The 15,622-nt window shown below is 56.8% G+C and carries 13 protein-coding genes; 9 read left to right on the top strand and 4 right to left on the bottom strand.

Features of this window, described 5'->3' with window-relative positions; all coding sequences use genetic code 11:
* Complete coding sequence (locus tag CD175_RS16160) at positions 1–1,407, top strand: DUF1254 domain-containing protein (RefSeq protein WP_104449667.1); 1,407 nt, start codon at positions 1–3, stop codon at positions 1,405–1,407.
* Between the two features lie 35 nt (positions 1,408–1,442).
* Here the strand turns inward: CD175_RS16160 and CD175_RS31470 are convergent, their stop codons facing one another.
* Complete coding sequence (locus tag CD175_RS31470; RefSeq protein ID WP_205886340.1) at positions 1,443–1,769, bottom strand: hypothetical protein; 327 nt, start codon at positions 1,767–1,769, stop codon at positions 1,443–1,445.
* Between the two features lie 154 nt (positions 1,770–1,923).
* Here CD175_RS31470 and CD175_RS16150 point away from each other — a divergent pair, with 154 nt between their 5' ends.
* Complete coding sequence (locus tag CD175_RS16150; RefSeq protein WP_104449666.1) at positions 1,924–2,718, top strand: exodeoxyribonuclease III; 795 nt, start codon at positions 1,924–1,926, stop codon at positions 2,716–2,718.
* A 113-nt stretch (positions 2,719–2,831) separates the two neighbouring features.
* Entirely contained in the window at positions 2,832–3,662 is an 831-nt protein-coding gene (locus CD175_RS16145; RefSeq protein ID WP_104449665.1) for an arylamine N-acetyltransferase family protein, read from the top strand.
* A gap of 55 nt (positions 3,663–3,717) precedes the next feature.
* On the opposite strand, the gene CD175_RS16140 is transcribed toward CD175_RS16145, so the two are convergent.
* Positions 3,718–4,023 (bottom strand): BrnA antitoxin family protein, encoded by a 306-nt coding sequence (locus CD175_RS16140; protein ID WP_007978654.1) that lies wholly within the window; start codon positions 4,021–4,023, stop codon positions 3,718–3,720.
* A 3-nt stretch (positions 4,024–4,026) separates the two neighbouring features.
* Entirely contained in the window at positions 4,027–4,308 is a 282-nt protein-coding gene (locus tag CD175_RS16135) for a BrnT family toxin (protein ID WP_104449664.1), read from the bottom strand.
* A gap of 255 nt (positions 4,309–4,563) precedes the next feature.
* Here CD175_RS16135 and CD175_RS16130 point away from each other — a divergent pair, with 255 nt between their 5' ends.
* The 3 genes from CD175_RS16130 (at position 4,564) to CD175_RS16120 (ending at position 8,670) form a co-directional block, all read left to right on the top strand.
* On the top strand, positions 4,564–6,081 hold the full coding sequence (locus CD175_RS16130) for a nucleobase:cation symporter-2 family protein (protein WP_104449663.1): 1,518 nt from the start codon (positions 4,564–4,566) through the stop codon (positions 6,079–6,081).
* A gap of 349 nt (positions 6,082–6,430) precedes the next feature.
* A complete protein-coding gene (locus CD175_RS16125; RefSeq protein WP_104449662.1) occupies positions 6,431–7,642 on the top strand; it encodes an alpha-xenorhabdolysin family binary toxin subunit A in 1,212 nt (403 codons plus the stop codon).
* Positions 7,639–8,670: an alpha-xenorhabdolysin family binary toxin subunit B gene (locus CD175_RS16120; RefSeq protein WP_104449661.1), complete on the top strand. Its 1,032-nt coding sequence runs from the start codon at positions 7,639–7,641 to the stop codon at positions 8,668–8,670. The genes CD175_RS16125 and CD175_RS16120 overlap by 4 nt, the downstream gene beginning before the upstream one ends.
* A gap of 214 nt (positions 8,671–8,884) precedes the next feature.
* On the opposite strand, the gene CD175_RS16115 is transcribed toward CD175_RS16120, so the two are convergent.
* Positions 8,885–10,402 carry an efflux transporter outer membrane subunit gene (locus CD175_RS16115; protein WP_104449660.1) on the bottom strand — a complete coding sequence of 506 codons (1,518 nt, stop codon included), beginning with the start codon at positions 10,400–10,402 and terminating at the stop codon, positions 8,885–8,887.
* An 87-nt stretch (positions 10,403–10,489) separates the two neighbouring features.
* Here CD175_RS16115 and CD175_RS16110 point away from each other — a divergent pair, with 87 nt between their 5' ends.
* The 3 genes from CD175_RS16110 (at position 10,490) to CD175_RS16100 (ending at position 15,490) form a co-directional block, all read left to right on the top strand.
* Complete coding sequence (locus tag CD175_RS16110) at positions 10,490–11,110, top strand: TetR/AcrR family transcriptional regulator (protein WP_104449659.1); 621 nt, start codon at positions 10,490–10,492, stop codon at positions 11,108–11,110.
* Positions 11,111–11,285: 175 nt separating this feature from the next.
* On the top strand, positions 11,286–12,407 hold the full coding sequence (locus CD175_RS16105; protein ID WP_104449658.1) for an efflux RND transporter periplasmic adaptor subunit: 1,122 nt from the start codon (positions 11,286–11,288) through the stop codon (positions 12,405–12,407).
* Positions 12,404–15,490: an efflux RND transporter permease subunit gene (locus CD175_RS16100; RefSeq protein WP_104449657.1), complete on the top strand. Its 3,087-nt coding sequence runs from the start codon at positions 12,404–12,406 to the stop codon at positions 15,488–15,490. Before CD175_RS16105 ends, CD175_RS16100 begins: the two co-directional genes overlap by 4 nt.
* Positions 15,491–15,622 lie beyond the last annotated feature (132 nt).

Here is a 15,622-nt window from a genome sequence, read left to right as displayed (position 1 = left end):
ATGTTGCTACCTCAAACGTTGACAGCCGTTGCTCTAACCGTCGCCGCCGCTGCCATTTTCCCGCTGGCCAGCCAAGCGCAACCGAAAATCACCGCCGAAGAAGCGCATGCCATAGGCGTGGATGCCTACATCTATTTTTACCCGCTGCTGAGCATGGATATCACCCGCAAGCAATTCACCAACATCGAGCCGGGCAAGGAATTCGGCAAAGGCCCGATGAACATGTTTGTCAGTGTGCCGCAGTACCCGCCAGCCGATTTCAAAGGGGTGGTGCGCTCCAACTTCGACACCTTGTATTCGATTGCCTGGCTGGATTTGACCAAGGAGCCGCTGGTGATCGCCGCGCCGGATACCGACGGGCGTTTCTACCTGCTGCCAATGCTCGATATGTGGACTGACGTGTTCGCTTCGCCGGGCTGGCGCACCACGGGCACCGAGGCCGGACAATTTCTGGTGACGCCGCCGGGGTGGACCGGCACGGTGCCCGCCGGGATGAGTCATCTGCCGGCGCCAACCCCGTTTGTGTGGGTCATCGGCCGTACCAAAACTGACGGCGCGGCGGATTACGCGGCGGTGCACAAGATCCAGGCCGGCTACACGGTGACGCCGTTGTCCCGGTTGGGCAAGGAGCCAGAAGCCGTCACCGTGAAAATTGACCCGGCAGTGGACATGAAAACGCCACCGAAGATTCAGGTCGACTCCATGTCGGCGGCCGATTACTTCACTTACGCTGCCGAGTTGCTGAAGGTGAACCCGCCGCACAGTACAGATCAGCCAATGCTGGCGCAGATCAAGCGTCTTGGAATCGAAGCCGGCAAGCCGTTCAACATGGAAGCGCTGGACCCGCAGATCCAGGCGGCGCTGCAAAGGGTGCCGCAGGATGCGCAGGCCTTGATGACCTGGAAAGTGCCGACCCTGGCGCGGAAGGTCAATGGCTGGTCGATGAACACCGACACCATGGGCGTCTACGGCAACTACTACCTCAAGCGTGCCATCGTTTCGCAGGTAGGGCTCGGCGCCAACCTGCCCGAGGATGCGATTTATCCGTTGAACATCGGCGACAGCAACGGCAAGCCACTCGATGGCGCGAACAAATACGTGTTGCACTTCAGCAAGGGCGAGACACCGCCGGTGAACGCCTTCTGGTCGATAACCCTGTATGACCCGCAAGGTTTCCAGGTCGGCAACTCACTCAACCGTTTTGCAGTCAGTAGCTGGATGCCGTTCAAGCACAACGCCGATGGCTCGCTGGACCTCTATTTCCAGAACGAAAGCCCCGGTAAGGATCTGGAGGCCAACTGGCTGCCGGCGCCCAAAGGCTCATTCAATCTGACCATGCGTTTGTATGGCCCGAAAGCCGAGGCGCTGAATGGCAAGTGGAGCCCGCCGGCGATCAAGCCGATGTAGGCATCAGGTGACAAAAAGCGGCCAATGGCGGCATGTCATTGGTTGCCTTTGCCTGTCCAGCTACCCGTCCCGCCGCCGGCACCGCCGGTTCCGCCACCGGGCGCACCGGTGCCACCGCCCGCGCCACTGCCCGGACCATTGACGCCGGTGCTGCCCATTGACGAGCCGGCGCCATGACTGCGGCCTGTGTCACCGGAGAGGGAGCTGGGCCTGTTGCTGTCTGGCTGCATGGTTGAACTGCGGGTGGCGCCGGATGCCGTACCGGTCGCGCCAGGACCCTCGCCGGACGCCGCAAAGGTGGCCACGGACGTAGCTGACAACCATGCGGCCATGAGCAGCGAAGTCATTTTTATGTTCATCATGGTCTTCTCCAGGATGAGTCATTACCTGATGTTAGTGTGACAGGGCACGTGGTGGGTGCCGATTCGGTTGACGAGTGGCGCGGGACCGCTGACGCAACCTGCGAAACGTGCTGGTGTCACACGTCAGGCACCTCGTCCTCAGGAGTGTCCGGTCATGAAGAAGCTGCGGATCGCCACGTTCAACGTCAATGGCCTGCGCGCCCGGCTGCCCAACCTGCTGGCCTGGCTTGAGCGGGAAAAACCGGACATCGCCTGCTTGCAGGAATTGAAGGCAGTGGACAGCGCATTCCCGGCTGCCGATCTTGAAGCGCTCGGCTACGGCGCCATCTGGCAGGGTCAGGCGTCATGGAACGGCGTGGCGATCCTGGCGCGGGATGCGCAGCCGCTGGAGAGCCGACGCGGGTTGCCCGGCGATGACAGCGACAACCACAGTCGTTATCTGGAAGCCGCGGTCCACGGGGTTCTGGTGGGTTGCCTGTATTTACCCAACGGCAACCCGCAGCCGGGGCCGAAATTCGAGTACAAGCTGGCATGGTTCGAGCGACTGATCCGTCATGCGCAGGCGCTTCAAGGCAGTGAACATCCGGTGGTGCTGGCGGGTGACTACAACGTGGTGCCCACCGACCTTGACATCTATAACCCGCGCTCATGGCTCAAGGACGCCTTGCTGCAACCGCAGAGCCGCGAGTGCTACCAGAGGTTGCTGGACCAGGGCTGGACCGATTCGTTGCGGCACCTGCATCCGCAGGATCGGCTCTATACGTTCTGGGATTACTTCCGCCAGCACTGGCAGAAAAACTCCGGTCTGCGCATTGATCATCTGCTGCTCAACCCGGCCCTGAGTCCGTACCTGCAAGACGCCGGTGTAGATGCCTGGGTGCGCAATGAGCCCCACGCCAGCGATCATGCGCCGACCTGGATTCAATTGGGTTCGCGCAAGCGGCGCTGAGTTTTTCATGGCGAGTGATTGGCTAAATCAATTGTCGGTGGCCATACCTGATCCCGTATACATAGCGACCATTGGTGGAGCAATCCGCCGCTTGCGTGCAAAAGGATTGAACGATGAGCGAGCCACGCCTGACTGACCATGCTTTGTATCTGCGGCGCCTGGGCTTCGATGTTCCCCCGGCACCGACCCTGGAAACCTTGCGCCAACTGCAGCTGCGCCATACCGGGGTTTTCCCGTTTGAAAACCTCACCACGTTATCTGGGGAACCGGTGCTGATCGACCTGCCGTCCATCGAACAGAAGGTTTTGCACGATGGCCGTGGCGGTTACTGCTACGAACTCAACAATCTGTTCCTGGCCTTGCTTCAGGATTTGGGTTTCGACGCCCGTGCCATCAGCGGCCGGGTGGTGATGGGCCAGCCGGAGGGTGCCTGGACGGCCCGGACCCATCGCCTGAGCCTGGTCATCATCAATGACGTGCGCTACATCACCGACGTCGGCTTCGGCGGCATGGTGCCGACCTCGCCCCTGTTGCTCGATACCCGCGCCGAACAATCCACCCCGCACGAGCCGTACCGCATCGACCTGCACGTCGACGGCTTTACCCTGCGCGCCAACGTTGCGGGCGAATGGCGAGCGATGTACATCTTCGACCTGCAACGCCAGGAAGATATCGATTTTGCTGTGGGCAACTGGTACGTCTCGACCCACCCCGAGTCGTCTTTCGTCAAGCAATTGATGGTGGCGCGCACCGGGGAGGGTTGGCGCCGTACGCTCAACAACGGCAGCTTCGCCATTCACCGGATCGGCCATGACAGCGAGCGGCGGGAGGTGACGGATGTGCAGGAACTGATTGGCCTGCTGGGCAGTGAGTTCGGCATTCGCGTACCGGAGCAGGCGCAATTGGCGCAGACGCTGGAGCGATTGATCGCAGCGCCGCAATAGCGGGCTGATCACAGACATCACAAAGGGCGGGTCAGATTGATCGGCCCTTTGCGTTTCAGGGCCGAACACCCGGCGCCATCACCCGTTGGATTTCGCGCAAGGCCTCTGCCAGTTTCTGCTCCAGGCCCTTGAGTTCGGCAGGCGTGAGGGTTTGTTTCAGTTTTGCCGTCTTGCCTTCGTTGAGCAGGGCCCGGCGCAACGTATTGTTGATCGCCGTCTGGTAACCGTACCCCTCGTGTTCTGCCAGTGCGCGGGCCGCTTCGATGACAGCGTCATCGAGCATGATGGTAATGCGGGTCTTGCCTTTGGCGGGCGCCACGGCCCCGCGCCTGGCGTCACTGAAGTCGTATTCGTCTTTCATCGGTCATGTCTCCAGATACTGACGGCGCTCGCTTTTGGTGGCGATGCGCGCGGAAATGATTCGAACGAAATTCGGATCGCGGTAGGTGTACGCGACGACCAGCAAACGGCCTTTGGCATCCAGCCCCAGAGTGATCCAGCGTTGTTCATCATGGTGGTGGTCCTCGATGGTCAGCGCTCGTTCATCATGGAATACCGGTTCAGTCTCTGCGAGGCTGATGCCTTGGTGCTTGAGTTTGTTGGCTGCGTTCTTTGCCTTGTGGAACTGAATGTCGAATGACTTAATTATGCATACTTTATATGTATAAAAAAGAGGCTGGTCATACCGATGGTCGCCAGGAATTCGAAAGACTAGTCAGCACCCGGGGGGAGGCAGCGAGGGATGTCTTTCAAGGTTTTTGGCGGGGTCAGGAGGGTGGGTATCAGGCGGGAATGGACAAGTATCCATTTTGTGACTGATAAGTTGTATACAACTCTATAGACATTTATCCTATGTCTTGCATACAGTGTGCGCATAACAAAAACCAGGGAACCCCCTACCATGAAAACGCCCCATGTTTCACACCAACGACCCGAGGACGAAAACCTAGGGATCGGCGCGAATATGGCTTATGGCCTGCAACATGTTCTGACCATGTATGGCGGTATCGTCGCGGTGCCATTGATCATCGGCCAGGCGGCCGGGCTCTCGCCAGCGGACATCGGTTTGTTGATTGCTGCTTCATTGTTTGCGGGGGGGCTGGCAACGCTGCTGCAAACCCTGGGTCTACCGTTTTTTGGTTGTCAGTTGCCGCTGGTGCAGGGCGTATCCTTCTCCGGCGTCGCGACCATGGTGGCGATTGTCAGCAGTGGCGGGGAGGGCGGGTTCCAGTCGGTGTTGGGGGCGGTGATAGCGGCGTCCCTGATCGGATTGCTGATAACCCCGGTGTTCTCGCGTATCACCAAGTTCTTCCCGCCGCTGGTGACCGGCATCGTGATTACCACCATCGGCCTGACGCTGATGCCGGTAGCCGCGCGCTGGGCCATGGGCGGCAACAGTCACGCACCGGATTTCGGCAGCATGGCGAATATCGGTCTGGCGGCGGTGACGCTGGTGCTGGTGCTGCTGCTGAGCAAAATCGGCAGTGCGACCATCTCCCGTCTGTCGATCCTGCTGGCCATGGTCGTCGGTACGGTGATCGCGGTGTTCCTCGGCATGGCGGATTTCTCGTCCGTGACCCAGGGCCCGATGTTCGGCTTCCCGACACCTTTCCACTTCGGCATGCCGACCTTCCACTTCGCGGCGATCCTGTCGATGTGCATCGTGGTGATGGTGACGCTGGTGGAGACCTCGGCCGACATTCTGGCGGTCGGTGAGATCATCGGCACCAAGGTTGATTCCAAGCGTCTGGGCAACGGCCTGCGCGCCGACATGCTGTCGAGCATGTTCGCGCCGATCTTCGGATCTTTCACCCAGAGCGCCTTTGCCCAGAACGTCGGTCTGGTGGCGGTCACCGGCATCAAGAGCCGCTACGTGGTGGCCACTGGCGGTCTGTTCCTGGTGCTCCTCGGCCTGCTGCCCTTCATGGGCCGGGTCATCGCCGCCGTGCCGACCTCGGTATTGGGCGGCGCCGGCATCGTACTGTTCGGCACCGTCGCGGCCAGCGGCATTCGGACCTTGTCCAAGGTCGACTACCGCAACAACGTCAATCTGATCATCGTCGCGACCTCCATCGGCTTCGGCATGATCCCGATCGCGGCACCGAGCTTCTACGATCAATTCCCAAGCTGGTTCGCGACCATTTTCCATTCGGGCATCAGTTCGTCGGCGATCATGGCCATCGTGCTGAACCTGACCTTCAACCACCTCACTGCCGGTAACTCCGATCAGCAATCGGTGTTTGCGGCCGGTACTGAGCGGGTGCTGCGTTATCAGGATCTGGCGGCGTTGCGCGAAGGGGACTACTTCAGCGACGGTAAGCTGCACGATTGCGACGGCAAGGAGATTCCGGTGGTTGAGGTGGACCACGGGCATGGCGAGCCACACGCGGTGCATGCGAAAAGCAGTGAGCATGTCTGACAACAAGGCTTGATGAACAAGGCCGATTTACCACCAGGTAGATCGGCCTTTTTTTTGTATGCGGGAAGTGCATCGGTATGGCTTGTTGTTAACGGGAATAAGAATAACGCCTGGGTATGCCGAGTTTCGAAGGCAGTCTTGGTTTAATGCTCTTTGTATTAATGTGTTGCTTCGGCTTGTATAAAAGGTTGCTGCTATAAAGTCTGATTTCCTACGCGCGGAAGTGAAGAATTACGCTTCGCTGTTTTTTTTAAATGACTACCATTACCGGACAGTTTTCAAGGTCTGCTCTCAAGGAGTTGATAGCTTTTCTCGAAATTGAATGTGATCACTTGGATATGGAATAAGCATGGAAGATATCGAAATTTATAATTCGACCAATAATGATGGCGCTCAACCTACGAATGACATGATTTCAGGGAGGCGCCAGGAGTCGGTTTATCAACCAAGACTAGTGGTTACGCCAGAGCAGTTGTTGGAAATAAAGCAGTATGTACGACTTGGTCGAACGCTGCCGACTGCGCGCGACGAGATAGAAAAAAAACTGGGAGGGGTCATTGAACATCCGAATTTTGGGTGGTTGGAAATTCAGGATTTGAATGTAAAAATAAAAGATCACGCTGCTGGGTGGCCTTCCATAGAAAAAGGATTGGTTCAAGTCGGTAGTGGATTGAGCGGGTTGGCAAAAGATCTGGTTGAGTTCAGTCAGAACCTGATCCATGACATTGAGCAGATGCCTATTGTCGATCGCCTTAAGCCATATAATGATCTGGAGGTCGAGAGCGCGCCATTCATGGCATTTGACCAGAACGATGTGGCTGTTCACGCTCAGCTTGGGCTGGTGTTCGAAGATCTTAAAGAAAGCGTAGTTGTTGCTCGCAAGCCAACATTGGAATTGAAAGTTGAAATCGAAAATTTCAACAGGATATTGAATGATAAGCTCATTCCATTGATAAGTGTGAAGGTGGCCAAGCTCGATACCGTTGATTTTGCGATTGATCTTGACATGTTTCGTGCGGAACTTGAGCGTGTTGAAAAAAATATCGATCAGACAAACAAGGAGTTGGTTAAGCATAGTGCGATGCAAGTTGTGGGGGGGGTCGATGGTCTTGGGCTGCTTTTGAATGCGCTTTTCTCCAGCCCTGAAGAGGCAATCCTAGGTAAGGCGTTCCTTGAGGCCCTGGAAAAGCTCAAAAGCTTCACCATGGAAAAGCAGAGGCTGTTGAGCCTGATTGACGGGCAGGAGAAGTTGCCTGGGTTGATTCTTTCTCATAGCAAGTCGCTGGACAATCTATCCGCTCACATGGCGGCTGCCGCAAGGGCGTCGAACGCATTGGTGTTAGTTTGGAATTCCGTCGTGGCTGAGATCGACAGGTCTGCCATTGAATTTTCACTGATAGAGGATGGCGTCAGCCTGATCCGATTTAAGCAGAGTTTCAACCGCGGTATTTCCCCTTGGAGTGAAGTTCAGGTTGTGGCTGATGCACTGCTGAGTTCCCTGAGGAAGGCGATTAAAGATTTTAATGAGCAGAGTATTCTTCAGGAAGAGGGGGTGGTATGAATATGGACGGTACAGTGATAATTCATGAGCAGCGCATGCCAAATTATTCGTTGATGAAGCTTAATAAAAAGGCTATCAATAAGATTGTTGCCCAGCTGAAACTGGATTTTTCCGATTATTTGAAAACAAAGTTGGGGCGACTTGATCATGCGCTCAATGATGCGCATGCGAATATCTTTGGAATGGCAGTGGCTGTAACTCCTATGTTGAGGGAGGCAAATTTCAAGAGTTTCATGATCGAATTTCAGCGGTTGAGCAATGAGCTGGAGTTGTCGGGTGATTTGCAAATGATGACCCTGGAAGGTCTTAAAGCTGATTATATAAAAAGTGTTAATGCCGATGCGGGGAGGATTCGAGAGCTCGCGCAGGCAGTGAATGCTTATGTCAATAGTTTGGACGATATCGAAGTGTTGGGGGAAGGGCAAAGTGATTCAAGTATTTTGCTCGGATTCGATGAGGATATTGTGAAGGCGCTCAGTGATCTGGACAGACGGCTTGCAGAGATTGAGATGCAATGCAGGGTTTTAGATGATTTGATCAGTGTGATAGATGATAAAAACCTGATCGATCACTTGTTGCCATTGATTCCGGATGGCAGTTTTTTCAAGACTTTTGAGATATCTGCTCCGCAAGCTGAGCTAGTGAAAAAAGGATTGGAACTGCTGCGCAAGATTCTTGAACAGGCTTCTGAGTATATAAAATACACTGAGATGGTAAGGGCCCGAGACGATTTGCGGATTAAGCGCGCGCATTATTTTGAACAAAAAAATGAGTACCAGAAACTGCGGGCAGATCGAGATGTCAGGGTTGATATCTTGCGGCAGGTCAAATCGGTTGAAGGCTTGAAAGTCGATTATTTGCATGAAGCCAATACGTTGCTCCGTAACATTAACAACTATGTAAGCCTCTTTGATCTTGCTCCACAGACCACGATCGACAATTTGAAGGTGATCACCGACGCCGCTGTCAGCTTGTCCAAAACCCTTGAGCCAATTGCCTCGGCCTGGCGAACCAAAGAGGCGCCATAGCGAATGCCGAGCCAGATGGTTGGAGTGCGTGAATAACCCGGCGAGTCATCGGCCACAAAAAAGCCCCTGGATCTTTCGATTCAGGGGCTTTTCGGTGTTGCTGTCTGGCTCCACGACCTGGACTCGAACAGAAAAATAAGCATTTGTTCTACAATGAAATTATTCTGTTTTTTAGTATATATATCCCTACGACTATCCTAATCCAGCCCGTATTTTATTGGAGTTCTTTCGATATCCCTGGATCAGGAAAAAAAATTCGAGTTCCCGCTCTTTTTGAGACAACGCGAGCATCTGAGTCGTCTCGCTGCCAGCCACCTCCCAATGCTTTGAACGTGGCCACTGCAGCGCGAGCCGATTCAGTTTGTGCCTGAGCTCTGCCATCAGATGCCGCTAAAAGGTGTTCATCGGCATCCAGTACTTCGATCAGGCTGACCACGCCTTTTTCATAGGCGACAAACGACGTCGCTCGGGCTTTCGCATACGCCGACTCGCCCTGGGCGAGTTGTGTCGATTGTTGCTCGCGGTTGATCAGCGCCGAAAAAGCGCTTTCGACATCTTCGCAGGCCCGCAGAACGGACTGGCGGTAAGCGGCTAAGGCTTCGGCTTCTTGGCCTTTCGCCAAATCAATTTGAGCGTTGATGCGGCCAAAATCGAACAGCCTCCAGCGTAATCCCAGTGCCGCCGAAGCCTGACTGGCGCCGTTGCTGAACAGGTTTGCGCTGGATACCGAGGTGGCACTGCCGAGCAGCGCCCCCACAGACAGTTTGGGGTAGTACTCGGACATGGCTTCGCCGATGCGTGCGTTGGATGCCGCAAGACGGCGCTCAGCAACGATCAAGTCTGGACGCCGACGCAGCAGGTCGGCCGGAGCCCCCATGTCCGTGAGGCCTGGCACATCAGGGATGGGCGCCGGCTTAGTCAACTGCGCGCTATAAGTGCCGGGCGCCTTGCCCAACATGACATCCAGCGCATTCATTGACGCGTCAAGGCCGGCTTGCAGTACCGGAACGTTAGCCTGCGCTTGATTCAGCGCGCCTTGGGTCTGGTTCAACTGCAGTTCAGCTGCCAGTCCTTTTGCATAGAGGTGTTCGATGGTGGTGAGCAGTTGTTGTCGTGTGTCTATTTGCTGCCGGGCAATTTCCAGGCGTGCTTGCAGGCCACGGATGCTGATGTAAAGATCGGCTGTCTGCGCGACCACTGCCAGGCGTGTGGCAATCGCTCCGGCTTGCGAGGCCTGATAATTGGCGAAGGCGGCTTCTTTACCTCGGCGCAACCCGCCAAACACATCCAGCTCCCAGCCGGCATTCAAATTCGCCTCATAGGCACTGCCGTAGCGATTATAGGAAGGGTCTGAATTCAGCACTTGGCCCAACGGAGTCTCCAATGACTGACGGGCTCGGGCCGCTTGACCGTTGACGGTAGCCGACGGCAGGAGGGCTGCGTTAGCTGCGCCCAAACCGGCGCGAGCCTGATCGATCCTTGCGCTTGCCTGGGCTAAATCGAGGTTCTGTTCAAGTGCTCGATTTATCAGCTGACTGAGTACCGGGTCATTAAATGCGTTCCACCAAGCGGCGAGATCGGCATTTGCGGCGGCCACTTGTCGTGCCTTGGACGTTTGCGCCGAGAAGTGCTCGGGTAATTCCACACTGGGTTCTGAGTAGTCGGGGCCCACTGCGCAACCTGCAACCATACCCAAACACAGTAAGACGGCGAAACGAGGAGGAGGGTGCATGCGATACCTGCGAAAGGGTCGGTTGGTGACGATATTACAATTTGGTCACAAGTTGTCAACCACCTTTGGGATGAGTAAGCTGCTCGCATGAATCAGCCATCCGTTTCTTCGCCCAGCGCCCGTGGCCCAGCCGATCACGACATCCGAGACCAGATTGTCGCGGCGGCCAACGAGCATTTCAGTCAGTACGGTTACGGCAAAACAACGGTTTCTGACCTAGCCAAGGCCATCGGTTTTTCCAAGGCTTACATCTACAAGTTCTTTGAATCCAAGCAGGCGATTGGTAACGCTATCTGTACCAATTGCCTGACGGAAATCGTTGCAGCTGTGGAGCAGGCCATCAATGCAGACGGCATCTCGCCGACTGAGCGTTTTCGGCGATTGGTCAAAACCTTAATCGCTACAGGTGTGAGCCTGTTCTTTAACGATCGTAAACTCTACGACATCGCAGCGTTCGCCGCGTCGGAGCGATGGCCCAGCTCACAAGTCTATGACGCTCAGATCAAGAGCTTCGTGTTGCAAATCGTGCGTGAGGGGCGAGAGCTCGGTGAGTTTGAACGCAAGACACCGTTGGACGAGACAGTAGAAGCGATTCATCTTGCTCTGCGTCCCTTCATCAATCCTTTGCTCTTGCAGCACAACCTCGATTTTGTTGAAGAAGCCCCTTCGCTCATCTCCAATCTTGTTCTGCGCAGCCTGATGCCTTAAGCCGCAGCTGACGGATGCGCTGCCATCCGTATCAACGTGCGCGCCTGAAAAACTGGATCTCTAACCTTTCTGCGTTGCTCTGATCAATAGGGCGACGTTCATTTGCTTAGAAGGTGACTATTGACAGAAATGGTCACTTGAATAAGCATGGGGCATCCGCTACTGAGAGGTCTCTATGATCCAGCGCCCCTACCTGTCATTCATTTTCATTGGCTTGTTGCCGTTTGCCCTGACGGCCTGCAACGAGGCCACGCCTGCAGATCCTCGTCTCCAGATGCCCTTGGTGCGCATTGGTGTGGTTCAACCCTCAGCACCTGCGGCACGGGTATTCACCGGTATCGTCGCGGCTCGAGTTCAGAGCGATCTCGGTTTTCGGGTGCCTGGGAAAGTCTTGGAGCGCTTGGTGGACTCTGGGCAGAGTGTCAAGCCCGGGCAGCCACTTATGCGAATCGATGCCAACGACCTGACGCTGACCGCGCGGGCACAGCAGGAAGCGGTACTGGCTGCCATGGCCCGAGCTCGGCAGGCCTCCGATGACGAGCTTCGCTACCGTGATCTGGTGTCCGTCGGAGCGGTATCTGCTTCAGCTTACGCAGGGTTCAAAGCAGCTGCCGACTCGGCGAAAGCCCAACTCAACGCTGCCCAGGCCCAGGCTGATGTGGCGAAAAACGCGACCGGTTATTCGACGTTGCTGGCGGATGCTGACGGGGTGGTAGTGGATACCTTGGCGGAGCCGGGGCAGGTAGTTGGCGCAGGGCAGGTGGTGGTACGCGTTGCCCATTCAGGGCAGCGCGAGGCCGTGATCCAGTTACCCGAGACGCTACGTCCTGCGCTGGGCTCGGCGGCGACGGTTGAGCTATACGGCCAGCACCAAACTGCAGGTAAAGCGCGTTTACGCCAGTTGTCCGACTCTGCCGACCGACAGACCCGAACGTTTGAAGCGCGTTATGTGCTGGAGGGGGCACTCTCCAACGCCACCCTGGGTTCGACGATCTCAGTGGTTATCGCTGACACGGATGTTGCTGATGCCAAGGAATTACAGGTGCCCATGGGGGCCCTCTACGACGCTGGTAAAGGCCCGGGGGTCTGGGTGGTGGGCGGGGAAGCTGAGCAGGTGGCATGGCGCCCGATCAAGGTTCGCGGCCTGAATAATGAGGCCAGCGTGCGCGTGACGGGGGATCTGCAGGTGGGTGATCGAGTTGTCGCATTGGGTGCTCACTTGCTGAGCGAGGGAGAGAAGGTCAGGACTGAACTCGCCGATGCTCCGCAAAATTCAGTGGTTGAGGTAAGTCGATGAGCGGCTTCAATCTTTCGGCGCTGGCCGTACGCGAGCGCTCAATCACCCTGTTTTTGATCCTGCTGATTTCTGTGGGTGGGTTGTACGCCTTCTTCAAACTGGGGCGTGCGGAAGACCCCGCATTCACCATTAAACAAATGACGGTGGTCACTGCCTGGCCTGGGGCGACGGCCAAGGAGATGCAAGACCAGGTGGTAGAAAAGCTGGAAAAACGCATGCAGGAACTGCGTTGGTACGATCGGACCGAGACCTTTACCCGGCCCGGCTTGGCATTCACCACGGTTTATCTGCTCGATAGCACGCCGCCCTCAGCCGTCCAGGAGGAGTTTTACCAGGCGCGCAAGAAAATCCTGGATGAGCAGAAGGGGTTGCCGTCCGGGGTGATCGGCCCGATGGTCAATGATGAGTATTCCGATGTCACCTTCGCGCTCTATGCGCTCAAGGCCAAGGGCGAGCCCCAACGTCTGTTGGTGCGCGAAGCCGAGAGCTTGCGCCAGCGTCTGCTGCATGTGGCGGGTGTGAAGAAGGTCAACATCATCGGTGAACAGGCCGAGCGCATTTTTGTCGAGCTGTCCTACGAGCGTTTGGCGACACTGGGCATTTCCGCACGAGACATCTTCAGTGCGTTGAACACGCAAAACATGATAACCCCGGCAGGTTCGGTAGAAGCGAAGGGCCCACAGGTTTTCATCCGCCTGGATGGCGCGTTTGATGACCTGCAGAAGATTCGTAATACCCCACTGACGGTGCAAGGCAGAACCCTCAAGTTGTCCGATGTGGCTGAGGTCAAGCGTGGTTATGAGGACCCCGCGACGTTCCTGGTACGCAACAACGGCGAGCCGGCACTGTTGCTCGGCGTGGTCATGCGCGACGGCTGGAACGGCCTGGATTTGGGGAAGTCGCTGGACGCTGAGGCCACAGCGATCAACGAGCAGATGCCTTTGGGCATGAGCCTGACCAAGGTCACGGATCAGGCGGTGAATATTGGCGCCTCCGTCAACGAGTTCATGGTGAAGTTTTTTGCTGCCTTGGGCGTGGTGCTGCTGGTGTGTTTTCTCAGCATGGGCTGGCGTGTCGGCGTTGTGGTTGCCGCGGCGGTGCCGCTGACCCTGGCGGCCGTGTTCATTGTCATGGCGGCCACGGGCAAAGACTTCGATCGAATTACCCTGGGCTCGTTGATTCTGTCGCTGGGACTGCTGGTGGACGATGCAATCATTGCCATTGAAATGATGGTGGTGAAGATGGAGGAGGGCTACGACCGAATCAAGGCCTCCGCTTATGCCTGGAGCCACACGGCCGCGCCGATGTTGTCGGGAACGTTGGTGACGGCGATCGGCTTTATGCCCAACGGTTTTGCCAAGTCGACCGCTGGTGAGTACACCGCGAACATGTTCTGGATCGTTGGCATCGCGCTGATCACTTCCTGGGTGGTGGCCGTGGTGTTTACACCTTACCTGGGCGTCAAACTGCTGCCGCAGATCAAGGTGCCTGAAGGCGGGCATACGGCGATTTACGGTACACCGAACTACCAGCGTTTCAGGCGCCTGCTGGGCAGTGTGATCCGCCGCAAAGGCCTGGTGGCGACATCCGTCGTGGGCTTGTTTGTTGTTGCGATTTTGGGCATGGGCGTGGTCAACAAGCAGTTCTTCCCTACGTCCGACCGACCTGAGGTGCTGGTTGAGGTGCAGATGCCTTACGGCACCTCTATCGAACAGACTGATGTGGCGGCGGCCAAGGTCGAGGCGTGGTTGGCTCAGCAGCCGGAGGCCAAGATCGTCACTGCTTACATTGGCCAGGGCGCGCCGCGCTTCTACTTGGCGATGGCCCCTGAACTACCCGATCCATCCTTCGCAAAAATCGTCGTCCTGACCGCGAATCAGCAAGAGCGTGAGGCGCTCAAGCTCCGCCTCAGACAAGCGGCGGCCGATGGCTTGGCGCCTGAAGCTCGGGTGCGGGTGACGCAGTTGGTATTTGGTCCTTATTCACCGTATCCGGTGGCCTTTCGGGTGATGGGCGCCGACCCCACGGTGTTACGAGATATCGCCGCGCAGGTGCGTGCGGTCATGAGCGTCAGCCCCCTGATGAGGACCGTCAACACCGACTTGGGCGAGCGCGCACCGGCACTTCATCTCACGCTGGATCAGGATCGCCTGCAAGCATTCGGCTTGACCTCGACCGATGTCGCGCAACAGCTGCAATTCCTGCTTACGGGGGTGCCTGTCACCGAGGTGCGTGAGGACATTCGTTCGGTTCAGGTGGTGGCTCGCTCGGCGGGTGAAACCCGTCTGGATCCGTCGAAAATTGCCGCCTTCACGCTGACCGGCGTCCAAGGCCAGCGTGTGTCGCTGTCCCAGGTAGGGGCGGTGGATGTGCGCATGGAGGAGCCCATCCTGCGGCGTCGTGATCGGACGCCGACCATCACCGTGCGCGGTGACGTGGCTGAAGGTCTTCAGCCTCCCGATGTCTCCAACGCCTTGATAACGCAGTTGCAACCCATCATCGAAAAGCTGCCGGCGGGCTACCGCATTGAGTTTGCCGGCGCGATCGAGGAGTCGGGTAAAGCAAACAAGGCATTGCTGCCGTTGTTCCCGATCATGATCGCGCTGATGTTGCTGACCATCATCATTCAGGTGCGCTCGATGTCGGCAATGATGATGGTGTTCGCCACCGCGCCTTTGGGCCTGATTGGTGTGGTGCCAATTCTGCTGCTGTTCCAGCAGCCGTTCGGGATCAACGCCTTGGTGGGATTGATTGCCTTGTCAGGGATTCTGATGCGCAACACGCTGATCCTCATTGGCCAGATTCACTCTAATAAGCAAGCCGGTCTGTCGCCTTATGACGCAGTGGTCGAAGCCACTGTGCAGCGTGCACGGCCAGTGATTCTCACGGCGTTGGCGGCGATGCTGGCGTTCATTCCGCTGACCCATTCGGTGTTCTGGGGAACGCTGGCGTACACCCTGATTGGCGGTACGTTTGCCGGCACAGTGCTGACCCTGGTGTTCCTGCCAGCGATGTACGCCCTCTGGTTCAAGATCAAGCCTGAGCCCGCGCATGAGCTTGCAGCGAACACTCATGTTGCTTGATACCTGCGTGCCTGGATCGTCTCAAAAAGGAAAATCGATATGAGCTCGTTGGCCCAGATTACTTAGCAGTTTGATCCCGCTGCGCCCTTCGTGGCTCCGGCCAACTGGCTCCAGGGAAGAACTGTGTTTGAC

This window comes from Pseudomonas laurylsulfatiphila (assembly GCF_002934665.1).
Lineage (GTDB): Bacteria > Pseudomonadota > Gammaproteobacteria > Pseudomonadales > Pseudomonadaceae > Aquipseudomonas > Aquipseudomonas laurylsulfatiphila.
The sequence above is the reverse complement of the archived record's forward strand: the minus strand, read 5'-3'. Positions and strand labels throughout refer to the sequence as shown.